Annotated in this window: 22 protein-coding genes and 1 riboswitch; of the genes, 14 read left to right on the top strand and 8 right to left on the bottom strand. The window is 67.8% G+C overall.

The window, feature by feature from the left end:
* The first annotated feature begins 14 nt into the window (after nt 1-14).
* Nucleotides 15-656, top strand: coding sequence for a nitroreductase family protein (locus AC1DY7_RS22035; protein ID WP_477495846.1), 642 nt, complete (start codon nt 15-17; stop codon nt 654-656).
* 6 nt (nt 657-662) lie between these two features.
* Here the strand turns inward: AC1DY7_RS22035 and AC1DY7_RS22040 are convergent, their stop codons facing one another.
* Nucleotides 663-1,127, bottom strand: a complete 465-nt coding sequence (locus tag AC1DY7_RS22040; protein WP_477495847.1) for a tRNA (cytidine(34)-2'-O)-methyltransferase — start codon at nt 1,125-1,127, stop codon at nt 663-665.
* Between the two features lie 168 nt (nt 1,128-1,295).
* Between AC1DY7_RS22040 and AC1DY7_RS22045 the strand changes: the two genes are divergently transcribed.
* The 5 genes from AC1DY7_RS22045 to AC1DY7_RS22065 are packed head-to-tail and all read left to right on the top strand — an operon-like array spanning nt 1,296 to nt 5,752.
* The gene (locus AC1DY7_RS22045; protein ID WP_477495848.1) at nt 1,296-3,827 is read left to right on the top strand and encodes a HAMP domain-containing sensor histidine kinase; all 2,532 of its coding nucleotides are present in this window, start codon (nt 1,296-1,298) and stop codon (nt 3,825-3,827) included.
* Nucleotides 3,824-4,261, top strand: coding sequence for a roadblock/LC7 domain-containing protein (locus AC1DY7_RS22050; RefSeq protein WP_477495849.1), 438 nt, complete (start codon nt 3,824-3,826; stop codon nt 4,259-4,261). Before AC1DY7_RS22045 ends, AC1DY7_RS22050 begins: the two co-directional genes overlap by 4 nt.
* A gap of 9 nt (nt 4,262-4,270) precedes the next feature.
* Nucleotides 4,271-4,642 carry a DUF742 domain-containing protein gene (locus AC1DY7_RS22055; protein ID WP_477495850.1) on the top strand — a complete coding sequence of 124 codons (372 nt, stop codon included), beginning with the start codon at nt 4,271-4,273 and terminating at the stop codon, nt 4,640-4,642.
* Nucleotides 4,623-5,192, top strand: coding sequence for a GTP-binding protein (locus tag AC1DY7_RS22060; protein ID WP_477495851.1), 570 nt, complete (start codon nt 4,623-4,625; stop codon nt 5,190-5,192). Before AC1DY7_RS22055 ends, AC1DY7_RS22060 begins: the two co-directional genes overlap by 20 nt.
* Nucleotides 5,189-5,752 carry a pentapeptide repeat-containing protein gene (locus AC1DY7_RS22065; protein WP_477495852.1) on the top strand — a complete coding sequence of 188 codons (564 nt, stop codon included), beginning with the start codon at nt 5,189-5,191 and terminating at the stop codon, nt 5,750-5,752. Before AC1DY7_RS22060 ends, AC1DY7_RS22065 begins: the two co-directional genes overlap by 4 nt.
* A 55-nt stretch (nt 5,753-5,807) precedes the next feature.
* On the opposite strand, the gene AC1DY7_RS22070 is transcribed toward AC1DY7_RS22065, so the two are convergent.
* Both AC1DY7_RS22070 and AC1DY7_RS22075 read right to left on the bottom strand, forming a co-directional pair.
* Nucleotides 5,808-8,408 (bottom strand): FHA domain-containing protein, encoded by a 2,601-nt coding sequence (locus AC1DY7_RS22070; protein WP_477495853.1) that lies wholly within the window; start codon nt 8,406-8,408, stop codon nt 5,808-5,810.
* Nucleotides 8,409-8,485: 77 nt separating this feature from the next.
* Nucleotides 8,486-9,688 carry an NADH:flavin oxidoreductase gene (locus AC1DY7_RS22075; RefSeq protein WP_477495854.1) on the bottom strand — a complete coding sequence of 401 codons (1,203 nt, stop codon included), beginning with the start codon at nt 9,686-9,688 and terminating at the stop codon, nt 8,486-8,488.
* Nucleotides 9,689-9,726: 38 nt separating this feature from the next.
* Here AC1DY7_RS22075 and AC1DY7_RS22080 point away from each other — a divergent pair, with 38 nt between their 5' ends.
* From AC1DY7_RS22080 to AC1DY7_RS22095, 4 genes are all read left to right on the top strand, one after another.
* Complete coding sequence (locus AC1DY7_RS22080) at nt 9,727-10,572, top strand: bifunctional methylenetetrahydrofolate dehydrogenase/methenyltetrahydrofolate cyclohydrolase (protein ID WP_477495855.1); 846 nt, start codon at nt 9,727-9,729, stop codon at nt 10,570-10,572.
* Between the two features lie 92 nt (nt 10,573-10,664).
* Complete coding sequence (locus AC1DY7_RS22085) at nt 10,665-10,958, top strand: DUF3017 domain-containing protein (RefSeq protein ID WP_477495856.1); 294 nt, start codon at nt 10,665-10,667, stop codon at nt 10,956-10,958.
* 57 nt (nt 10,959-11,015) lie between these two features.
* The gene (locus AC1DY7_RS22090; RefSeq protein ID WP_477495857.1) at nt 11,016-11,624 is read left to right on the top strand and encodes a TetR/AcrR family transcriptional regulator; all 609 of its coding nucleotides are present in this window, start codon (nt 11,016-11,018) and stop codon (nt 11,622-11,624) included.
* Nucleotides 11,617-13,149 (top strand): FAD-dependent monooxygenase, encoded by a 1,533-nt coding sequence (locus tag AC1DY7_RS22095; RefSeq protein WP_477495858.1) that lies wholly within the window; start codon nt 11,617-11,619, stop codon nt 13,147-13,149. Before AC1DY7_RS22090 ends, AC1DY7_RS22095 begins: the two co-directional genes overlap by 8 nt.
* Here AC1DY7_RS22095 and AC1DY7_RS22100 read toward each other — a convergent pair.
* Genes AC1DY7_RS22100 through AC1DY7_RS22110 form a run of 3 tightly spaced genes read right to left on the bottom strand, consistent with a single transcriptional unit; the run spans nt 13,113 to nt 16,293 of the window.
* A complete protein-coding gene (locus tag AC1DY7_RS22100; protein WP_477495859.1) occupies nt 13,113-13,844 on the bottom strand; it encodes a class I SAM-dependent methyltransferase in 732 nt (243 codons plus the stop codon). The two genes, AC1DY7_RS22095 and AC1DY7_RS22100, sit on opposite strands and share 37 nt — an antisense overlap.
* Entirely contained in the window at nt 13,841-14,953 is a 1,113-nt protein-coding gene (gene metX / locus AC1DY7_RS22105; RefSeq protein WP_477495860.1) for a homoserine O-acetyltransferase MetX, read from the bottom strand. Before metX ends, AC1DY7_RS22100 begins: the two co-directional genes overlap by 4 nt.
* Nucleotides 14,950-16,293: a bifunctional o-acetylhomoserine/o-acetylserine sulfhydrylase gene (locus tag AC1DY7_RS22110; protein ID WP_477495861.1), complete on the bottom strand. Its 1,344-nt coding sequence runs from the start codon at nt 16,291-16,293 to the stop codon at nt 14,950-14,952. The genes metX and AC1DY7_RS22110 overlap by 4 nt, the downstream gene beginning before the upstream one ends.
* 42 nt (nt 16,294-16,335) lie before the next feature.
* Nucleotides 16,336-16,452, bottom strand: a riboswitch (SAM riboswitch).
* 329 nt (nt 16,453-16,781) lie between these two features.
* On the opposite strand from AC1DY7_RS22110, the gene AC1DY7_RS22115 reads away from it, so the two are divergent.
* Entirely contained in the window at nt 16,782-19,001 is a 2,220-nt protein-coding gene (locus AC1DY7_RS22115; protein WP_477495862.1) for an NADP-dependent isocitrate dehydrogenase, read from the top strand.
* Nucleotides 19,002-19,082: 81 nt separating this feature from the next.
* Here AC1DY7_RS22115 and AC1DY7_RS22120 read toward each other — a convergent pair whose 3' ends face one another.
* A complete protein-coding gene (locus tag AC1DY7_RS22120) occupies nt 19,083-19,922 on the bottom strand; it encodes an alpha/beta fold hydrolase (RefSeq protein ID WP_477495863.1) in 840 nt (279 codons plus the stop codon).
* 100 nt (nt 19,923-20,022) lie between these two features.
* Between AC1DY7_RS22120 and AC1DY7_RS22125 the strand changes: the two genes are divergently transcribed.
* Complete coding sequence (locus AC1DY7_RS22125) at nt 20,023-20,820, top strand: exodeoxyribonuclease III (RefSeq protein ID WP_477495864.1); 798 nt, start codon at nt 20,023-20,025, stop codon at nt 20,818-20,820.
* On the opposite strand, the gene AC1DY7_RS22130 is transcribed toward AC1DY7_RS22125, so the two are convergent.
* A complete protein-coding gene (locus tag AC1DY7_RS22130) occupies nt 20,790-21,416 on the bottom strand; it encodes a TIGR03086 family metal-binding protein (RefSeq protein ID WP_477495865.1) in 627 nt (208 codons plus the stop codon). The two genes, AC1DY7_RS22125 and AC1DY7_RS22130, sit on opposite strands and share 31 nt — an antisense overlap.
* Before the next feature lie 51 nt (nt 21,417-21,467).
* Here AC1DY7_RS22130 and AC1DY7_RS22135 point away from each other — a divergent pair, with 51 nt between their 5' ends.
* Together AC1DY7_RS22135 and trpS are read left to right on the top strand one after the other, a co-directional pair.
* Nucleotides 21,468-21,893 carry a MarR family winged helix-turn-helix transcriptional regulator gene (locus AC1DY7_RS22135; RefSeq protein WP_477495866.1) on the top strand — a complete coding sequence of 142 codons (426 nt, stop codon included), beginning with the start codon at nt 21,468-21,470 and terminating at the stop codon, nt 21,891-21,893.
* A 24-nt stretch (nt 21,894-21,917) separates the two neighbouring features.
* The gene (trpS, locus tag AC1DY7_RS22140; RefSeq protein WP_477495867.1) at nt 21,918-22,934 is read left to right on the top strand and encodes a tryptophan--tRNA ligase; all 1,017 of its coding nucleotides are present in this window, start codon (nt 21,918-21,920) and stop codon (nt 22,932-22,934) included.
* Nucleotides 22,935-22,938: the final 4 nt, after the last annotated feature.

Genomic DNA, 22,938 nt, shown 5'->3' on the forward strand with positions numbered 1-22,938 from the left:
TGTAGTCTCGCGGTATGACACTCAACCTGTCCGCGGATGAAGTCCTCACCACCACTCGCTCGGTGCGCAAGCGCCTAGATTTCGACAAACCGGTGTCGCATGAGGTGCTGCTGGAATGCCTGGATCTGGCATTGCAGGCGCCCACAGGTTCGAATGCGCAAGGCTGGCAATGGGTTTTCGTCGAAGACGAGGCGAAGAAGAAGGCCATCGCCGATATCTACCGCACCAACGCCACGCCGTACCTGGCATCGCCCAAGGACTCGTTCGGTGACGCGCGCGACGAGCAGATCGATGCGGTGCGGTCCTCGGCGAGCTTTCTCAACGAAAACATGGAGAAGGCGCCGGTGCTGTTGATCCCGTGTCTGGAGGGTCGTCCCGACGGCGCGCCGGCCGGGATGAGCGCCTCCTACTGGGGGTCGCTGCTGCCCGCCGTGTGGAGCTTCATGCTGGCGCTCCGCAACCGCGGGCTGGGGTCGGCGTGGACCACGCTGCACCTGCTCGGCGACGGTGAGAAGCAGGCCGCCGAGGTGCTCGGTATCCCGTTCGACAAGTACGCCCAGGCCGGCCTGTTCCCGATCGCCTACACCAAGGGCACCGAGTTCAAGAAGGCCAAGCGGCTGCCCGCCGAGCAGTTCGCGCACTTCGACACCTGGTGAGCTGAGCTACACCGCGCCGTCGAAACCCTGCTGGCGCCACGCCTCGTACGCTGCCACCGCGGCCGCGTTGGACAGGTTCAGCGATCGTCGGCCGGCCAGCATGGGAATCCGGACCCGGTCGGTGATGTGCGGATCGGCCAGCGTCTCGGCGTCCAGACCGGTCGGTTCGGGACCGAACATCAGGACGTCACCGGGCTGATACGACACCTCGGCGAAGGACGTGTCGGCGTGCGCGGTGAAGGCGTACACCGACGCCGGCATCAGCGCGGCCCACGCCGACGCCAGGTCCGCGTGCACCGTGACCGAAGCCAGATCGTGGTAGTCCAGGCCGGCCCGCCGCAGTTTGGGTTCGGACAGATCGAAACCGAGCGGTTCGACGAGGTGTAGCTCGCACCCCGTCGCGGCCACCATCCGGATCGCGTTCCCGGTGTTCGGCGCGATCCGGGGCGAGTAGAACAGCACGCGGAACATCCGACGATGATGTCATCCGCGTTATCACACAACCGCGCAACATCTCGGTCACGAACTGTGCGCGTTACCTGTGAACTGTGGAAAGCGCTGCATACGGCTGTCATACTCAAAAAATTGCGACAGGCGTGCCACGCCGGCCCCAGTGTGGGCAAATGCAGCAGGAAGCCGATGAGCGACGAATTCACCCACGCCACAACGCATGACGGGGTACAACCCGCCGGGCGGCCGTCGCGCTGGGCGCTGAGCAACTGGCCCGTCGGCTGGAAAGTGCTTGCCATTGCCCTGGTTCCGCTCCTGCTCGCAGGCGCGCTCGGCGGCCTGCGCATCTATTCCGGATTCAGCGCCGCGACCGAACTGCGCCGCGCCGCCGACCGTGCCGAGTTGGTGCCCGCGATCACCGGCTACATGGCTGCGCTGGACTCTGCTCTGCTGGCCAACTCGACCGGCGCCGACGTGCAACCGGCGCTCAGCGCGTTCGACTCCAGCCGTAAGACGCTGGCGGACAAGCTGTCCGACACCGACGCGGTACCCGACGTCGGCAAGGGCGTCGACACGATCCTGCAGGGCGGCCAACAGCTGCTGAACGGGGTGACGTCCAACAGCATCGGCTTGCGGGACCGGATCACCACCTACGCTCCCATCCTGCTGACCGCCGAGGACGCGATCAACGGTTCGGTGCGGGTCGAGGACGAGAAGATCCGCGCCGAGACGCTGGGCCTGTCCCGCGCGGTCGGGGCGCGCGGCCAGATGATGATGCAGCAGTTGTTGGTCAACGGCGGCGCCGACCTGCCCGAGCCCGAACTGCGGACCTCGATGGTCACCCTCGCCGGTACCGAGCCTTCGACGCTGTTCGGGATGAGTCAGGTGCTCGGCGTCGGATCGGCGGAGGCACAGAAACTGCAGGAACAGATGGTCCGCCGGATGGGCATGATGTCCGACCCGGCCGCGCTCCTGGCGAACAACCCGGACCTGGCCCAGTCGATCCAGGTCACCAATGAGATCGCGGGCAAGATCATCGCCGACACCTCCGCATCGGTGACCGCGGCCGTGGAGAGTCAGGCCGCAGCGCAGCGCAGCACCGCGATCCGGGATGCGATCCTCGTCGTCGGCGCAATATTGGTCGCCCTGGCCGCGGTGGCACTGGTGGCGCGTTCACTGGTCCGCCCGCTGCGCCGGTTGCGCGACGGCGCGCTGCAGGTCGCCCACAAGGACCTGTCCCGGGAACTGGAGCAGGTTCGCGCCGGCGGCGACCCCGGCCCCATCCGCCCGCTGCCCGTGCACACCACCGAGGAGATAGGCCAGGTCGCCCACGCGGTCGACGAACTGCACGAACAAGCCGTTCTGTTGGCAGGCGAGCAAGCCCGGCTGCAACTACAGGTCAGCGACATGTTCGAGACGCTGTCGCGGCGCAATCGGTCGCTGGTGGATCAGCAGCTCACCTTGATCGACACCTTGGAACGCGACGAGGCCGACCCGAAACGGCTCGAGAGCCTGTTCCGGCTGGACCATCTGGCCGCGCGGATGCGCCGCAACGGAGCGAACCTGCTGGTCCTGTCGGGGACGCGGGTGTCCCGCGAGCAGTCCGACGCGGTGGCGCTCGCGGCCGTCGTCCACGCTGCGGCCTCGGAGGTCGAGGATTACACCCGGGTGGTCACCGGTTCGGTGCCGGACAGTGAGATCAGTGGTGCGGTCGCCGCCGACCTGGTCCATGTCCTGGCCGAATTGCTGGACAACGCCCTGCGCTATTCGCCGCCGAGCACCTCGGTTCGGGTGTCCGCCGTGTACGCCCGGGACGGGGCGCTGATCATCGAGGTCGCCGACGAGGGCCTGGGCATGACGGAGGCCGACCTGCGCGTCGCCAACACCCGTCTGCAGTCGGGCGGCGAGGTCAATCCGTACACCGCCCGTCACATGGGGTTGTTCGTGACCGGGCGCCTGGCCGCCACCCATGGACTGGTGGTGCGGTTGCGCAGCACCGAGGCCGGGGATCCGGCGTCGGGTACGACGGCCGGCGTGTACGTCCCGGAAGGGTTGCTCGTCGGAGAGTTCGCCACGACCCGGTTCGCCGATTTCGCGCCGGTCCCGGTGACGTCCATCGTGCCGCCGGTCGTGGAACGGCCCGCCGCCCAGCCCGAGCCGGAAGTTCCCGTGGACACATCGAATTCTCTTCTGCCGCAACGTAATCCAGGATCCACCTGGGTTGCCGGCGAACGGGTGGAAGCCGAGGTCCGCCGTGTCGAGAAACCTGCCGACACCTCGTCGTTCTTCGCCGCGCGTGCGCAGGTGCGTGATGATCCGCCCGCCCCGCCCCCGGCACGCAGTGATCCGGCGACCGGACCCGAGGATGCGATCTACCAGAAGATGCTGTCCGAATGGCTCGTCGATCCGACCGATCTGGGGGCCAGCACGGACCTGGACTGGAAGTCTGTGTGGGACAACGGTTGGTCGGCGGCGGCCGCAGCCGAGGACACCCCGGTGGCCGAACACACCCCGGAAGGTCTGCCGATGCGTCAACCGGGAGCGCGCCTGGTGCCCGGTACCGGCGCCGGGGCCGACCAGATAGCATCTGACCCCGCCGACCACGAGTTCGACACCGGACCACTGCCGGACCCCGCCGCGGTGCGGGCCAGCCTGAGCAGTCACTTCGGGGGTGTACGCGCGGGCCGGTCCCATGCCCGCGACACCGAAGGATTCGAATGAGTGCCACAGCGGGCAGGAGCGGAGCGACCGGGGGTTCATCTCAGCGCGAGTCACTCGACTGGCTGGTGTCCAAGTTCGCGCGGGAGGTGTCCGGGGTGTCGCACGCCGTACTCGTGTCCGCGGACGGCCTGCTGATGGCGGCCAGCGAGCACATGCCGATCGAGCGCGCCGACCAATTGGCGGCGGTGGCGTCCGGGCTGGCGAGCCTGTCCGCGGGCGCGGCCCAGCTGTTCGAGGGCGGCCACGTCATGCAGTCGATCGTGGAGATGGAGAACGGTTACCTGCTGCTGATGCGGGTGGGCGACGGTTCGAATCTGGCCACCCTGGCCACCCGCTCCTGCGATATCGGCCAGATCGGCTACGAGATGGCCCTTCTCGTCGAGCGGGTCGGCACCGTCGTGCAGTCGGCACGGCGATCACGCCAGCACCTGTGAGTCGCGGCCGTGACGGACGAGTGGGAATCGGAGTCCCCTGAAGCGAGCCTCGTCCGGCCCTACACGCTGACTGCCGGCCGTACCGAACCCTCCGTCGACCTCCCGTGGGAGGCGCCGATCCGGACACGCGACCTCGGTCCGGCGCCGCGGTGGCCGGGGAATGACGTTCGGGCGCGGATACTGGAACTCGGCAGGGATAGTCCATCGGTCGCGGAGATCGCGGCTCGTCTATCGTTGCCGCTCGGTGTGGCGCGTGTCCTGATCGGAGATCTGGTCACCCAGGGTTATGTCAGGGTGTATTCGACGCTCGGCGATGCCGCCTCCACCGACGAACGACGTGAACTGATCGGAAGGACATTGCGTGGCCTACGGGCGCTCTAGGAGCACCACGACCTCCACCAAGATCGTCATCTCCGGCGGTTTCGGCGCGGGCAAGACCACTTTCGTCGGCGCGGTCTCGGAGATCATGCCGCTGCGCACCGAAGCACTGGTGACCGACGCATCGGCCGGCCTGGACGAGTTGGCGGCCACCCCGCACAAGAGCACCACGACGGTGGCCATGGACTTCGGCCGCATCACCCTGGCCCAGGATCTGGTGCTGTACCTGTTCGGCACGCCGGGACAGCGGCGGTTCTGGTTCATGTGGGACGACCTGGTGCGCGGGGCCATCGGTGCGGTGATCCTGGTCGACGTACGCAGACTGCAAGACAGTTTCGCCGCGGTGGATTTCTTCGAGGCCCGCAAGTTGCCGTTCATCATCGCCGTCAACGAATTCGACGGGGGCGCGCGGCATCCGGCGCCGGCGATCCGCGAGGCGCTTGCGCTGTCCGAGGGCATCCCGATCGTCGCGGTCGATGCCAGGGACCGGAATTCGGCGCGGGACGCGCTGATCGCCGTCACCGAATACGCGCTGGCCGCGTTGCCTGCATGACCGAACCCGAACAGGTGTGGGTGGACCGCGAGTTCACCGGGCACGACTTCCGCGGCGAGGACCTGAGCCGGATCCGCACCCAGCGCACCGTCTTCGACGAATGTGACTTCAGCGGGACCGACCTCACCGAGTCCGTGCATACCGGCTCGGCGTTCCGCAACTGCAACTTCCGCCGCGCCACGTTGTGGCACAGCACCTTCCTCAACTGCAGCCTGCTGGGTTCGGTGTTCACCGACGCCCGGTTGCGGCCGGTCGTCATGACGGAGGTGGACCTGACCTTGGCCGTTCTCGGTGGCTGCGATCTGCGGGGGATCGACCTGTCCGGGTCGAGGCTGCGCGAGGCCAGCCTGGTCGGTGCCGATCTGCGTAAGGCAGTGCTGCGGCAGGCCGACATGACCGGAGTGCGGGTACAGGACGCGAAATTCGAGCAGGCCGACCTGCGCGGCGCCCGGGTGGACCCGACGTTCTGGACCACGGCCAAGGTGCGCGGCGCCCGCATCGACATCGCGCAGGGCCTGGCCTACGCTGCGGCCCACGGGCTGGACATCAACGGCGAGTGATTTGCGGAGGCGCACCCGTAATGGTTACGGCTGCGGCTCCACAAATCGCTGAGATCTAGCCCGCTTTGAGGCGAATCTTGAAGCGTACGAAGCTCAGATAGCCCACGCTGAGCAACGCCAGCATGCCCATGTCGAACCACCACGCCGACGCGGTGTGCTCCCAATGGGCATCCTTGGGCGTCAACGGTCCGGGCACCAGATGGGTGATGTCCACCGTGGACGCCGACGCCGCATAACCCCAGCGCGCAGGGGTGAACCAGGACAGCTGGTCGAGCACCAGACGATCGGTCACCGGGATCATGCCGCCGGAGAACACCAGCTGGCTCATCACGGCGACCACCAGCAGCGGCATGATCTGCTCACTGGACTTCGCCAGTGCCGAGAGCAGCAGGCCGAGCATCGCCGAGGCGACGGTGGTCGCCGCCATCACCAGGTACAGCTCGGCGGTCGGCGGCAGGAACGACACCGAACCCTGCGTGGGGCCACCCTTGCCCAGTACCGCGATGGTCGTGACGATCGCGGATTGGATGATCGCGAACGCCGCGTAGATGCACACCTTGGCCAGCAGATAGGCCGTCGTCGACAACCCGACGGCCTGCTCGCGACGGAAGATGGCGCGCTCACCGATCAGGTCGCGGACGGTCAGCGCGGTGCCCATGAAGATGGCGCCGACGTTGAGCAGCACCAGCATCTGGCCCGGCTCGTTGGGCGCGTCACCCATCGGGTTGGGGATGCCGAAGCCGACGTCGCCGGGCACCGACAGCGACAGCACACCCATGATGAACGGCAGCATTGCCAGGAACGCGAAGTAGCCGCGGTCGGAGATGATCAACCGCATCTGGCGACGCGCGATCGTCGAGAACTGGCGCAGCAGACTGGTTTTCGCGGGCTTGCCCAGATCACCCGGTGTCTCCGAGGGCGGCGCGGGGGGTGTCGGCGCACTGCGGGCCAGGTAGGCGCGCTGCGCCTCCTCCGGGTTGCCCGCGACGTTGCTGAAGATGTCGGCCCAGTTGGTGGTGCCAAGCTGCGCGCCGATCTGGCTCGGCGGCCCGGCGAAGGCCATCTTGCCGCCGGGGGCCAGCAGCAGCACCTGATCGCACACGTCCAGGTAGGTCAGCGAGTGCGTGACGACCAGCACGACGCGGCCGGCGTCGGCCAGGCTGCGCAGCATCGACATCACCTGACGGTCCAGCGCGGGGTCCAGCCCGGACGTGGGCTCGTCGAGGATGAGCAACGACGGGCCGGTCAGCAGTTCCAGCGCCACCGACGCACGCTTGCGCTGGCCGCCGGACAGCTTGTCGACGCGGGTCTCCAGGTGCTTGGTCATCTCGAGTTCTTCGAGGACCTGCATGACGACCTGCTCGCGGTCTTCCTTGGTGGTGTCCGGCGGCAGTCGCAGCTCGGCGGCGTACATCAGCGCCTGCTTGACGGTCAGCTGGCCGTGCACCACGTCGTCCTGCGGGACCATGCCGATCCGGGACCGCAGCGAGGCGTACTCGGCGTGGATGTCGTGGCCCTCGAAGGTGACGGTGCCGCTGGTCGGGTGGGTATACCCGGCGACCTGCTTGGCGAAGGTCGACTTGCCGGCGCCGGACGGGCCGATCACGGCGGTCAGCGTGCCGGGCCGGGCGTCGATCGAGATGTTGTCCAGCAGGGTCTTGTTGCCCTCGATGGTCCAGGTGAGGCCGCGGACCTCCAGGCCGCCGGTGCGGGTGTCGGCCTCGGTCTCGGTGCGCCGGGCCAGGGTGCCGCCGGCGAAGACCAGGTCGACGTTACCGATGGTGACGACGTCGCCGTCGCGAAGCGTCGCCTCATCGACGCGCTGGCCGTTGACGAAGGTGCCGTTGATGCTGCGGTTGTCGTGGATCTCGGTGCCGCCCCCGACGGGCACCAGGGTGGCGTGGTGGCGCGAGGCCAGTACGTCGGGGATGACGATGTCGTTGTCGGTGGCGCGACCGATCTTGATCCCGCCGGCGGGGACCTCGGGGGCGCGTCCCGGGCGCAGGATCTTGAGCATCGTCGTGCCGATGTTGTCGCCGCCGCCGCCACTGGGTGCGGGCCGGGGGACCGCGGTCGGCCCGATGGTCGTCGGTGGGGCGGCAGGTACCGACTGCTGATATCCCGACGGGTACTGCGGCTGCGGGGCAGACGGGTAATGCGGCCCCGTCGGGTAGGCCGGCGGAGCCGGAACTCCGGGGGCGGGCGGGTACTGCGGCTGCGGCCGTGACATCGGCGGCCCGGCCGTCGGCCACGGGCTGGACGACGGCGGCTGCGTCGGCCACGCGGTGCTCTGCCGCTGGGTGACGGGGATGGAGGCGGTCTGCGGCGGGGTGCCCGCGGAGCCTTGGTGGCGGCCCACCTCGAAGGTCAGCAGCGGACCGTCGGGATTGCCGATGTTGAGGCGCTGGCCGTCGACGATGTCGATGGTGGGGACGCGCTGGCCGTTGACGTACATCCCGTTCAGCGAACCGTTGTCGATCGCCATCCATCGGCCCTGGTCGAACCGGAGCACCAGGTGTGCGCGGGAGATCAGGGGGTGGGCGATCCGGACGTCGGCGCGCAGGTCACGGCCGACGACGACATCGTTGCCAGCGGAGAAGGTCCGTGCGGACCCGTCGTAGCGAACGGACAGGGCGGGCGCGGCGGGTCGGCTCATCGTTTCCAACTCTATCGGTAGCGGCGTCGTCGCATGAGTCCGCGCAGATGCCGGTTCGGTCTCGGCGCCGCCGAAAGTCAGTGCACCAGGGCGTCGGGGGCGCCTGTCACCACGCAGTGGGTGTGGCTGTAGATGGTCGGCATGCACAGGTTGCAATGGGTGCAGATGGACCGGGTGTCGCCGTCGGCCTTGATCCGGTTGATCAGGCCGGGTTCGGCCAGCAGCGCGCGTCCCATCGCGACGAAGTCGAAGCCCTCGGCCATCGCCATGTCCATGGTCTCGCGGTTGGTGATGCCGCCGAGCAGGATCAGAGGCAGCTTCAGTTCTGCGCGGAACAGCTTGGCCTCGCGCAGCAGGTAGGCCTCCCGGTACGGGTACTGGCGCAGGAACTTGTGGCCCGTCATCCGCATGCCCCAGCTGATCGGCGGCTTGAAGGCGCCGGCGAACTCCTTGATCGGGGCGTCGCCGCGAAACAGATACATCGGGTTGACCAGCGAACTGCCCGCGGTCAGCTCGATCGCGTCCAGCCCGCCGTCTTCTTCCAGCCATTTCGCCGTCTGCACCGATTCCTCGGTGTTGATCCCGCCGCGCACCCCGTCGCTCATGTTCAGCTTCGCCGTCACCGCGATCTGGTTCCCGACGGCATCACGGACCGCACGCACCACGCCGCGGGCCACCTTGGCGCGGTTCTCCAGCGAGCCGCCGAATTCGTCGGCCCTGCGGTTGAGCAGCGGGCTCAGGAACGAGCTGGCCAGGTAGTTGTGGCCCAGGTGTACCTCGACCGCGTCGAACCCCGCATCGACCGCCAGGCGCGCGGCGTTGGCGTGGGCGGCCATCACGTCGCGGATGTCGTCCTTCGTGGCCTTCTTCGCGAAGCGCATGGACAACGGGTTGAAGAACCGCACCGGCGCCAGCGCCTGGGCCTTGTTGGTGCGGGCGTTGGCCACCGGGCCCGCGTGGCCGATCTGCGCACTGATCGCGGCGCCCTCGGCGTGGATGGCGTCGGTCAGCCGACGCAGGCCCGGCACGGCTTCCGGACGCATCCACAGCTGCCAGCCGTCGGTTCGGCCGCCGGGTGACACCGCGCAATAGGCCACCGTCGTCATCCCGACGCCGCCGGCCGCGGGCAGTCGGTGATAGTTGATCAAATCGTCGGTGACCAGGGCATCGGGTGTGGCGGCCTCGAAGGTGGCGGCCTTGATGATGCGGTTACGCAGGGTCACCGGACCGAGCTTGGCCTCGCCGAACACGTCGGTGGACATATTCTGCGGACTGTTCATAGTCGGAGCCTGCCATGGCGCCTGACAGAATGGCACCCGTGGGTGCGATTACGTTGGACGGCAAGGCCACGCGCGACGAGATCTTCGTCGATCTCAAGGAGCGCGTCGCGAAGTTGACTGCAGCGGGCCAGACGCCCGGCCTGGGCACGATCCTGGTCGGCGAGGACCCGGGTTCGCAGGCCTATGTGCGCGGCAAGCATGCCGACTGCGCCAAGGTGGGGATCAATTCGATCCGGCGGGACCTGCCCGCCGATATCAGCCAGGCCGAGCTCGACGCCACCATCGACGAGCTGAACGCCAACCCGGAGTGCACCGGGTACATCGTGCAGCTGCCTCTGCCCAAGCATCTCGATGAGAACGCGGCGCTGGAGCGGGTCGACCCGGACAAGGACGCCGACGGTCTGCATCCGACCAACCTGGGCCGGCTGGTACTCGGTAAAGAAGCGCCGTTGCCCTGCACTCCTCGCGGCATCGTGCACCTGCTCCGGCGGTTCGACGTCCCGATCGCCGGCGCGCACGTCGTGGTGATCGGCCGCGGAGTCACGGTGGGCCGCCCGCTGGGCCTGCTGCTGACCCGTCGCTCCGAGAACGCCACGGTGACGTTGTGCCACACCGGAACGCGCGACCTTCCCGAGCTGACCCGTCAGGCCGACATCATCGTCGCCGCGGTGGGCGTGCCCTACATGGTCACTGCCGACATGGTGAAGCCCGGAGCCGCCGTCGTCGACGTCGGGGTGAGCCGGGTCGACGGCAAGCTCACCGGTGACGTGGCCCCCGACGTCTGGGATGTGGCCGGCTTCGTCTCGCCGAATCCGGGCGGTGTCGGCCCGCTGACGCGGGCATTCCTGTTGACCAATGTGGTGGAACGCGCGGAAGACCGATGAGCGCTTGCGCGAAGAGCAGAGAAGACCGATGAGCGCTTGCGCGAAGAGCGGAGAAGACCGATGAGCGCTTGCGCGAAGAGCAGAGAACCGCGTTGACCCCCAAGGAATTCGCCCGCAAGGTCTTCGGTGGGCAGTGGCCCATCCTGGCCGTCGGGTCGATCTTCGTGCTGGCCTTCGTGCTGGTGGTGGCCGGTTACTGGCGCCGTGGCGCATTGGTGATCGCGATCGGGGTGGGCGTGGCCGCGGCGCTGCGCCTGGCCCTCACCGAGGACCGGGCGGGGCTGTTGGTGGTGCGGTCCAAGGTGATCGACGTGGCCACCACGGCCACGGTGAGTGCGATCGTGCTGTACATCGCCTGGACCATCGACCCGCTGGGCACCAGCTAGAACATTGCTCGTCGGGCAATATTGCACGCTAGGCAAAAATCGCTTAGCGTGGCTGTCATGTCCGGATTGCGTGAACGGAAGAAAGCCGACACCCGCAAGGCCCTCAGCGATGCCGCATTGGCGCTGACCTTCCAGCACGGTGTCGAGAACGTGACCCGGGAGGACATTGCCCGGGTGGCCGGTGTCTCACTGCGCACCTTCAACAACTACTTCACCGGCAAGTACGAGGCGCTGGCCTATCGGCAGACCGAACGTCTGCGGCGCAGCATCGCCGAGCTACGGGACCGCCCGGCAGCCGAACCGCTGTGGACGGCGATCACCGAGTCGGTCCTCATCCCACTGGAGCAGGACTTCGCCGAAGTGGGCGCCGAAGACGGCCTGCCCACCCGCGAGGAACTCGTCGAGGTGCGAAAGTTGTTGATGAGTCAGGAGATCCGCGGCGCGGTAGGGCGTGCGCTGATCGAAGAATGGATCGCGGTGATCGCCGAACGCACCGGCACCGACCCGGACCGCGACATGTACCCGCGACTGGTCGCCGGCGTCGTGCACGCCGTCGGTGACGCCGCCGCGGACGCCTACACCAAAGCCGATCCACCGGTGGCCTTCCCGGATCTGCTACGCCAGGGTTTCGCCGCCGTCGCGGACGGGCTGACGCGCCATGGCTGAGCAGGTGGTGATCGTCGGGGCCGGACCGAACGGACTGATGCTGGCCTGCGAGCTCGCGCTGGGCGGTATCCGCCCGGTGGTGCTGGACAAACTGCCCGGACCGAGCGCCGAACCCAAGGCCAATGGTCTTGTCGGACAGGTGATCCGACAGCTCGACATGCGGGGTCTGTACCACGCCTTCGGTGGCGACGACGGGCCGCCCCGGCCCGCCTACGGCTGGATGTTTGCCGGCCTGCCGTTGAGTTTCCTAGGGCTGCACGACAATCCGATGTACGCGCTGCTGCTGCAGCAGCCCCGGTTGGTCCGGCTGCTGGAAAAGCGGGCCCGCGACCTCGGGGTGGACATCCGGTGGGGGCACGAAGTGGTGGGCTTCGCGGCGGCCGAGCACGAGGTGCGCGTGACAGTGCGGGCAGCCCAGGAGTCCTCCGAACTGACCGCCGACTACTTGGTGGGGGCCGACGGCGGTCGCAGCATGGTGCGCAAGAACCTCGGTGTCGGCTTCCCGGGGCACACCTCGGATGTCGTCAGCCGGCTCGCGCATGTGTACATCCCCGAGGAACTGCTCGTCCCGGGCCGCGGCTACGACCTGCCGGGATTCGGCCTGCTTCCCTTCGGCAACAGCCGATTCGAGAACGGGAGCATCGTTGTCTTCCCGCTCGAGCCGGACCGGCCGCTGATCGGCACCATCGAATACGGCCGCGCGGTCGGCAGTCAGGACGGGCCGATATCGCTGGACGAGGTGCGCGAGAGTCTGCGGCGCATCGTCGGCGTGGACGTTCCGCTGGAAGCGCCGAGAAAGGTTGGGGCGCATGCGCTGCGCAGGCTCGACGGCCTCAACTCGCGCCAGGCCGAGCTCTACCGCGTCGGACGGGTCCTGCTGCTCGGCGATGCGGCGCACGTGCACTCGCCGATGGGTGGTCCCGGACTGAACCTGGGCCTGCAGGACGCCGTCAACCTCGGCTGGAAACTGGCCGACGTCCTGGCGGGACGGGCGCCCGAGGAGCTGCTGGACACCTATCACAGCGAGCGCTACCCGGTGGGGGAGCGGGTGATGATGCACTCCATGGCCCAGTTGGCCCTCGCGGCGCCCGGGCCCGAAGTCGGCGCGCTGCGAACACTTTTCGGCGAGCTGGCGCGTCAGCCCGAGGTCACCGAACATCTCGCGCACCTGCTGGCCGGCTCGGACGTCCGCTATGACGTCGGCGACGATCATCCGTGGGCAGGCCGGCTCGTCCCTGACATCACGCTCGACGACGGCAGGCGCGTCGCCGACCTGCTGCACGACGCCCGCCCGGTGCTGCTGGATCTGTCCGGCGGGGCGCTGACCACCCCGGAATTGCCGGACCGGGTCGACGTGGTGACCGGCAGCTGTCCGGAAGCGCCTGCGGCACTGCTCATCCGGCCCGACGGCTACGTGGCCTGGGCCACGGACGCCGCCGATGATGAGGCCGCCCAGGGACTGGCGGCCGCCCTGACGCGCTGGTGCGCTCAGCCCAGCGTCGCCCGGATGCCCACCGTCACATAGGGCAACGCCAAACCGGTCGTATTCGCCAGCGCCGGATGGGTTTTCAGGAGTTCGCGCACCTGGTCCAGGGTGCGTGTGCGCACCTCGGTGGGTGAGGTGATGCAGTAACTTCGCGAGGCCACCAGGTCGATGAGCGCCTGCGGGGTCAGGTAACTGGTCCACTCGAAAAGCGCGCGCTCGACGACGGCGAACGGCTCGGGCAGGCTCACCTGTTGCTCGAGCGCATGGTCCTCGTGGCCGATGATCCGGCCCAGATCCTTGACCCAGCCCATCCGCTCGTCACGGGTGTTCCACACCAGGCCGAGGCGACCGCCGGGACGCAGCACCCGGGCGATCTCCCGCACCGCACGCTCGGCGTCGAACCAGTGCCAGGCCTGAGCCACCAGCACCGAATCGACGCTGTCGTCGGGCAGCGGAATCTCCTCGGCCGTCCCCAGCAGTGCCGGGGTGTCCGGCAGCGAGGCGCTGAGCACCTCCAGCATCTCCTGGATCGGGTCCACGGCGATCACGTCGAGGCCCCGTTCGGCGAGTCGGACCGTCAGCTTGCCGGTGCCCGCGCCGAGGTCCAGCACGGTGTGTGCACCCGGCGGCAGCAGCCAGTCGATGGCCTCCGGCGGATACGACGGTCGCCCGCGTTCGTAGGCCGCGGCTTCCTCCCCGAAGGACAGTGACCGGGGCCGCGCGGACTCGGTCACTGCGACGCGAGCTTCAGTGTCTGCCGGATCAGGGCGCCCACCGAGTCCGTCTCGACCAGGAACCCGTCATGGCCGTAGATGGAATCGACGACGTTGAGTCCCGCGCAGCCGGGCAGCAGATCGGCCAACTCCTGTTGCAGGCGAATGGGATACAGGCGATCGGAGGTGATGCCGCCGACGATCACCGGCACCTGGCAGGACTCCAGCGCCGCGGGCACCCCGCCGCGGCCGCGACCGACGTCGTGGCTGGACAGCGCGTCGGACAACGCCACATAGGTGCCGGCGTCGAATCGCGACACCAGCTTCTCGCCCTGGTACTCCAGATAGCTCTGGATGGCGAACCGCGGGTCGTCGTCACTCTGCGTGTCGTTGCGGAACCGCGAATCCAGTTCGGCCTCACCGCGATACGTCAGGTGCGCGAACCGCCGGGCGATCTCCATCCCGGCGCTCGGGACCCGTCCGGTGCCGTGGTAGTCGCCGCCCTGCCAGTCGGGATCGGCCGTTATGGCCGCGACCTGGCTGCTCTGCGTGCCGATCTGGTCGGCGGTGGCGCGGGCGCCGACGGCCAGCACCAGTGCGGTGCGCACCGTGTCGGGGTGACCGACGATCCACTCCAGCGCGCGGGCCCCGCCCATCGAGCCACCGATCACCGCGGCCACCCGGGTGATACCGAGTGCGGCCAGGGCCGCCAGGTCGGCGTTCACCTGGTCGCGGATCGTGATGGCGGGGAAGCGCGAACCCCAGGGCCGGCCGTCGCGGGCCAGCGAACTCGGGCCCGTGGAGCCGCGGCAGCCGCCGAGCACGTTGGTGGAGATGGCGCACCACCGGTCGGTGTCGATGGGTGCACCCGGGCCGGCCACGCCGTCCCACCAGCCCGGGGTCGGATGCCCCGGACCTGCCGCACCGGTGACGTGGGAGTCGCCGGTCAGTGCGTGCAGCACCATCACGACGTTGTCGCGCTCCGGGGACAGCTCGCCCCAGCGCTGCACGGCGATGGTCACGTCATCGAGCACCGCGCCGTTCTCCAGCGTCAACGAACCGATGGCGACGAGACCGGTTTCGCCTTCGGCCGGCAGAGAAACAGCGGGGCGGGTATCTGACACGGTCACACTGCCGCCGCAGTGTTGGCGCTCACCAGGCGAGCCGCGGCGAATCCCTGCTCCAGATCGGCCAGGATGTCGTCGATTCCCTCGATGCCGACCGCGAGCCGCACCAGGCCGGGCGTGACGCCGGTGGACAGCTGCTCCTGCGAGCTCAGCTGCTGATGCGTGGTCGACGCCGGGTGAATGACCAGTGAACGCACATCACCGATATTGGCGACGTGGCTGTGCAGCGTCAATGCGTCGACGAAGGCCTTTCCTTTTTCGACGCCCGTCTGACCCTCGCCGGCCAGCTCGAAGGCCAGCACCGCGCCGGTGCCCTTCGGGGCGATCCGGCGGCCCAGTTCGTACCACGGTGACGTGGGCAGGCCCGCGTAGTTCACCGAGGTGACGTCGGGATGCCCGGCAAGGAACTCGGCCACCTGCAGCGCGTTGGACACGTGCCGTTCCACCCGCAGGCTCAGCGTTTCCAGTCCCTGCGCGATGAGGAAGGCATTGAACGGCGACAGGGCGCTGCCCAGATCGCGCAGCAGCTGCACCCGGGCCTTGAGCGCGTAAGCGGGTGCGCCGAGCTCGGCGAACACCACCCCGTGATAGCTCGGATCCGGCTCGGTGAAGCCCGGAAAGCGTCCGGAGGCGGCCCAGTCGAACTTCCCGCCGTCGACGATGACGCCGGCGATGGCCGAGCCGTGCCCGCCCAGATATTTGGTGGCCGAATGCACGACGATGTCGGCACCGTGGGCGATCGGCTGGATCAGGTACGGGGTGGCGATGGTGTTGTCGACGATCAGCGGCACGCCGTTGTCATGGGCGACGCCCGAGACACCGGGGATGTCCAGCACGTCGATCTGTGGGTTGGAGATGGTCTCGGCGAAGACGGCCTTGGTGTTCGGCCGCACGGCCGCCCGCCAGGAGTCCAGGTCGTCCGGGTCCTCGACGAAGCTGACGTCGATGCCCAGCTTGGGCAGCGTGTAGTGGAACAGGTTGTAGGTACCGCCGTAGAGCCTGGGGGAGGACACGATGTGGTCGCCCGCGGCGGCCAGGTTCAGGATTGCGAACGTCGCGGCCGCCTGCCCGGAGGACAGGAACAGCGCGGCGACGCCACCCTCCAGCGCGGCGACGCGCTGTTCGATGACGTCGGTGGTCGGGTTCCCGATCCGGGTGTAGATGTTGCCGGGCTCGGCCAGCCCGAACAGCGCGGCCGCGTGATCGGTGCTGTCGAAGGTGTAGGACGTGGTCTGGTAGATCGGCAGGGCCCGCGCGTTGGTGGCGGAGTCCGGGGACTGGCCGGCGTGCACCTGCTTGGTCTCGAACGACCAGTTGTCGCTCAGGTCTTCTGGTGTGCTCACGGCGAACGAACCTCCAACTGTGTCTGGGGGCCCGTCAGTACGGACCCGCGCTTGCCGGCAGCCCTATCGACTGCTCAACCTGGTCTTCACCCGGAGCACCCCACCGCGGTTGGAGGGTTGCCGGCCAGCAAGCCGGGGCTGATGCTGGCACTCATGACCGATACGAAGCCTAGCTCACGACATCGGCCGTAGGCCACCTGGTTTGTCGGGAGCCTTCTGTGAGCGTGTCCCACCGCGCACCCGCTGACATGGGGCAAAGGCCTCAGCTGGGGGCGGGCGAAAAGCTACTGGTCAGTAGCGAAGGTTGGCCCGTCATGGCCGCCACGGCCCTTGTAGTGTTGCCGTCGAGGCTCGCCAGAACCTGGTAGGCCCGAGAAGACAGTGACACGCCAAAGGAAAAGGCGCCCAACACCAAGGGGCACGTCGCTTTTGGGGCCCGTGTCGCACGCCGTATATCTGATACCGACAGTGAGGCCGGAAGAACAACCATGAGCGCCCAGCAGCCGACCATCATCTACACGCTGACCGATGAAGCGCCGCTTCTGGCCACGTATGCCTTCCTTCCGGTGATCCGCACCTTCGCCGACGCCGCCGGTATCGACGTGAAGACGAGCGACATCTCCGTCGCAGCGCGCATCCTGGCCGAATTCGGCGACTACCTGACCGATGAGCAGAAGGTGTCCGACAACCTGGCCGCCCTCGGTGAGCTGACCCAGGACGCCAGCGCCAACATCATCAAGCTGCCCAACATCAGCGCGTCGGTGCCCCAGCTGCTGGCGGCCATCAAGGAACTGCAGGACAAGGGCTACGCCCTGCCGGATTACCCGGGTGACGCCAAGACCAAGGAGCGCTACTCCAAGATCCTCGGCAGCGCGGTCAACCCGGTGCTGCGTGAGGGCAACTCTGACCGCCGCGCCCCCAATGCCGTCAAGGAATACGCCCGCAAGCACCCGCACAGCATGGGCAAGTGGTCGCAGGCCTCGCGCACCCACGTCGCGACCATGAGCACCGGCGACTTCTACCACGGCGAGAAGTCGCTGACCGTGGACAAGGACCGCCGCGTGAAGATGGTGCTGACGCCGACGGGAGGGGAGCCGAAGGTCCTCAAGCCCGAGGTCAAGCTCGACGCGGGCGACGTCATCGACAGCATGTACATGAGCAAGAAGGCGCTCGTCGAGTTCTACGAAGAGCAGATCGAGGACGCCTACAAGACGGGCGTCATGTTCTCGCTGCACGTCAAGGCGACGATGATGAAGGTGTCGCACCCGATCGTGTTCGGGCACGCGGTGAAGGTCTTCTACAAGGACGCGTTCGCCAAGCACGGCGCGCTGTTCGACGAGCTCGGCGTCAACGTCAACAACGGCCTCTCGGATCTGTACGCGAAGATCGAGAGCCTGCCGGCGTCGCAGCGCGAGGAGATCATCGCCGACCTGCACGCCTGCCACGAGCACCGGCCGGAGCTGGCGATGGTCGACTCGGCGAAGGGCATCTCCAACTTCCACTCGCCGTCGGACGTCATCGTCGATGCGTCGATGCCGGCCATGATCCGCCTCGGCGGCAAGATGTACGGCGCCGACGGACGCACCAAGGACACCAAGGCCGTCAACCCGGAGTCGACGTTCTCCCGCATCTACCAGGAGATGATCAACTTCTGTAAGACGCACGGGAACTTCGACCCGACCACCATGGGCACCGTCCCGAACGTGGGCCTGATGGCGCAGAAGGCCGAAGAGTACGGCAGCCACGACAAGACCTTCGAGATCGCCGAGGACGGCGTCGCCGACATCGTCGACATCGACACCGGCGAGGTGCTGCTCTCGTGGGACGTCGAAGAGGGCGACATCTGGCGCATGCCGATCGTCAAGGACGCCGCCATCCGGGACTGGGTCAAGCTGGCCGTCAACCGGGCCCGGTTGTCCGGCATGACCACGGTGTTCTGGCTCGACGACGAGCGTCCGCACGAGAACGAGCTCCGCAAGAAGGTGAAGGCCTACCTCAAGGACGAGGACACCGAGGGCCTCGACATCACGATCCTGCCGCAGGTCTGGGCCATGCGATACACGCTGGAGCGCGTCATCCGCGGCCAGGACACCATCGCCGCAACCGGCAACATCCTGCGCGACTACCTGACCGACCTGTTCCCGATCCTGGAACTGGGCACCAGCGCCAAGATGCTGTCCATCGTTCCGCTGATGGCCGGTGGTGGCCTCTACGAGACCGGAGCCGGTGGTTCGGCGCCCAAGCACGTCAGCCAGTTGGTCGAGGAGAACCACCTGCGGTGGGACTCCCTCGGTGAGTACCTCGCCATCGGCGCCAGCCTGGAGGATCTGGGCAACAAGACCGACAACGCGAAGGCCAAGCTGCTTGCCGACACGCTCGATGCGGCTGTCGGAAAGCTGTTGGACCAGAACAAGTCTCCGTCGCGCAAGGCCGGCGAGCTGGACAACCGCGGCAGCCAGTTCTACCTGTCCCTGTTCTGGGCGCAGGAGCTGGCCGAGCAGACCTCGGACAAGGACCTCGCCGCGCACTTCGCCCCGTTGGCCAAGACTCTCGCGGAGAACGAGGACGCCATCGTCGCCGAACTCAACGAGGTGCAGGGTGGGCACGCCGACATCGGCGGCTACTACTACCCGGATCCGGAGAAGACCGCCGCGGTGATGCGTCCCTCGAAGACGTTCAATGCCGCGCTGGAAGCCGCCAAGAGCTAGGGCCAGGGCTAGGCGTCAAAACTACGGTTTGTGATGCGATTCGGGTGAATTCGCGCGAGAAACCGTAGTCTCGGCGCGAGTTCATCCGGCCGGCGGCGCCGCCCTCTCGGGCTCGGTGTGCGCGTCGACGAAGTCGGCGATCAACTCGGTGACGTGGCCCGGCGCTTCGAGCATCGGGATGTGGCCGTAGCGGGGCAGCCGGGTCACCCTGGCATCGCGCGGCAGCTGATCGACGAAGTAGCGGTTGCCGCGTGGCGTCGGGAACACCCGGTCCTTCTCGCACAACACGAGGTGTGTCGGCACGCCGACATCGGCCAGCTCCAACAGGCCCGGCAGGCGCAGCGTCTTCACCAGAAGCTGGATGTAGGCGGTGCAGTGTGTGGCGTCCTCGGCGAGTAATTCCAGGTCGGCGCGGCTCGGTCCGTCGGCGGGTCCGCTGACGGGCAGGGTCGCGATCCGGGTGCCCAACGGCACGTCGAGGATGCGCGGGCCGAGCAGTCGCGCCGCCACCAGTGCAGGTCCGCCGAGGATGAACTTGAGCACCGTCTCGTACTTGGTGAAGGAATGCTGGCTCCACCCGCCGGCGGGCGCGATACCGGTCAGGGTGCGGGCCCGGCCGCGGCGCTCCAGTTCGAAGGCCACCCATCCGCCCAGTGAGTTCCCGACGATGTGCGCGGTGCGCCAGCCGATTTCGTCCATCCGGCGCTCGACGTCGTCGACCAGGGCGGATGTCTCGAGCAGCCAGCTGTGTGCCGGCCTGCCGCCGTGGTGGCCGAGCATGGTGGGCGCCAGCACCTCGAAGCGCCCGGTGTCGGCGAGTTGACCGGCTACCGTCCGCCATACGTTCTGCGAGCACAGGAAGGGGTGCAACATCAGGATGGGCTCTCCCGACCCGGAGTGGATCGGTGCGCGTTCGCTCATAGCGCCCGACCCTAAAGCGATACCGGCGGTACCGCAATAACCGGCGGGCTGGAGCGTAGGGATCGACACAGCTGTCGGAGCCCTCCATTACTGTGCTGGCGTGATCGTCACCACCGTCAACGTCAACGGCATCCGGGCCGCCGTCAAGGAACGCTCCGCCGAAAACCTCGGGCTGCTGCCCTGGCTGAAGGCGTCCAGCGCCGACATCGTCTGCCTGCAGGAGACACGAGCCGACGACGAGCAGCTTCGCGACGCCCTGGCGCCCGCGCTGGCCGACGAGTGGCACCTGGCATCCGCGGAGCCACACGTGAAGGGCCGCAACGGTGTTGCCGTGCTGTCCCGGACGCCGTTCACTGCGGTGCGGGTGCTGGAGTCCGACGAGTTCGCCGCACACGGCCGGTATATCGAAGTGGACACCGAAGGCGCGACCGTCGCCAGCGTCTATCTGCCCACCGGCGAGGCGGAAACCGACCGGCAGCTGGAAAAGGAACGATTCATGGCGACCGTCGAGGCGCGGATGGCGGCGATGCTGCTCGACGGTCGCGACGCCGTGCTGTGCGGCGACTGGAACATCGCCCACACCGAGAACGACATCAAGGCCTGGAAGAACAACGTCAAGAAGGCGGGTTTCCTGCCCAGCGAGCGGCAGTGGCTGACGGATCTGATGGCGACCGGCTGGGTCGACGTGGTGCGCCGGCTGCACCCGGATGTCGCGGGCCCGTACAGCTGGTGGTCATGGCGCGGAAAGGCTTTCGACAACGACGCGGGCTGGCGCATCGACTACCACTTGGCGAACCCGGACCTTGCCGAGCGGGCCGTGTCCGCCCGCGTCGAGCGGGCCGACCTGTACGCGCTGCGGTGGTCCGATCATGCTCCGGTGACCGTGGAATTCCACTGAGGATCCCGGCCCAGGTGGCGTAGCAGCTGATCGAGATCGTTTGTCGCTGAGCCATTGTGGGCCCGCCCGAAGGGCACGTCGGGCGCGTCGCGGAAATCGCCGTCCGGGATCGCCAGCGCCAGTGGCAGTGTCGCGGCGATGACATCGTCGGGAAGTGAGTACTCCAGGCGCAGGGCGGCGGCGACGTCCCAGCCGTGCACGACGTAGTCGACGAGGTGGAACCCGATGGCGATGTCGCCGGGAAATGTTGCGCCAGGGCCGAAGTCGGGCAACGCGAACTGCTGTGTCAGGGCGCCGTCGGCGGCGAACGCCGCGAGCACATCGTCGGCGGCCTCGATGTAGGTGTCGGCAGGGAAGTGCGCCACCGCGTCGCGTACGGCCGCGACGTCCCAGACGGACGGGTCGGCGCCGTTGCCGCGTGCCGCGGCGGCGAATCCGCGGTGCTGCGCCGTCATGTGTGCGAGCAGGTCGACCAGGTCCCAGCCGGCGCACGGCGTGGGCCGACGCAGATCGTCGGGCCGGATTGAGTACGCCGCCGGGATGGTGGCCAGCACGGCGGTGCGGTGAACGGAGCGGAGGTCAGGATTCGTAGGCATATGCATATCGTATGCAAGCACATACGATATGGCAACGCTTACGATAACCGGATGGTGGCCCGGCGTCCGGATCTGGCGGCAATGCTCGCGCCGCTGCTGCGCGACACCATGGCTGCCGAGGAACCCGTGCTGGCCGCGCACGGCATCTCGATGTGGGGTTACGTGGTGCTCAACGCCCTCGACGGCTCGCCCGTGCGTACGCAGGCCGCCCTTGCCGAGGCGATCGGCGCGGACAAGTCCAGGATCATCCCGACCCTTGACGAGCTGCAGCAGCGCGGCTACATCGAACGCCACGCCGATCCCGACGACCGCCGGGTGCGGCTGCTGGCCATCACCGCGGCAGGCCGGCGGGTCAAGGACGCCACCCAGGCCGACATCCAGCGGGGGGAGGACAGGTGGCTCGGCGAACTGGACGCGGCGGACCGGCGCACGTTCCTGCGGGTGCTCGCCCAGCTGACCCGCGCGGAATTCGGATGACGGCAGTGCGAAAATCTAGGAATCATGAGCACTCCAGCCAAGCACGTCGTCTTCTCCGGCGCGCAGCCCACCTCTGACTCCCTGCACCTCGGCAACGCGCTCGGGGCGGTCAATCAGTGGGTGAGCCTGCAGCACGACTATGACGCCTATTTCTGCGTCGTCGACCTGCACGCCATCACCGTCGCGCAGGAGCCCGAGGTGCTGCGCAAGCGCACACTGGCCACGGCGGCGCAGTATCTGGCGCTGGGGGTGGATCCCGCCGAGGCGACGGTGTTCGTGCAGAGCCATGTCCCCGCGCACGCCGAACTGGCCTGGGTGTTGGGATGCTTCACCGGATTCGGTCAGGCCTCCCGGATGACGCAGTTCAAGGACAAGTCCCAGAAGCAGGGCACCGATTCGACCACCGTCGGGTTGTTCACCTACCCGGTGTTGATGGCCGCCGACGTCCTGCTGTACGACACCGCCGTGGTGCCCGTCGGCGAGGATCAGCGTCAGCATCTGGAACTCGCGCGTGATGTGGCCGAACGCATCAACAGCCGGTTCCCGGGCACCTTCGTCATCCCGGAGGCCGTCATTCCCAAGGCGACCGCCAAGATCTACGACCTGCAGGATCCGAGCGCGAAGATGAGCAAGTCGGCGGCCACCGATGCCGGCCTGATCAATCTGCTCGATGATCCCAAGAAGACTGCGAAGAAGATTCGGTCGGCGGTCACCGACAGTGAACGTGAGATCCGGTTCGATCGGGAGCACAAGCCCGGCATCTCCAACCTGCTGACCATCCAGTCGGCGGTGACGGGAACCGACATCGACAAGCTCGTCGAGGGTTACGCCGGGCGTGGCTACGGTGATCTGAAGTCCGAAACAGCCGATGCCGTAGTGGAATTCGTCACGCCGATCAAGAATCGCGTCGACGAGCTGCTGGCCGATCCGGCCGAGCTCGAAGCCGTGCTGGCTGCCGGCGCACGGCGCGCGGGGGAAGTGGCTGAAAAGACGCTGCAGCGGGTATATGACAAGGTGGGATTCCTGCGACCGACGCGCTGACACC

The organism is Mycobacterium sp. P2_H7 (assembly GCF_056403275.1).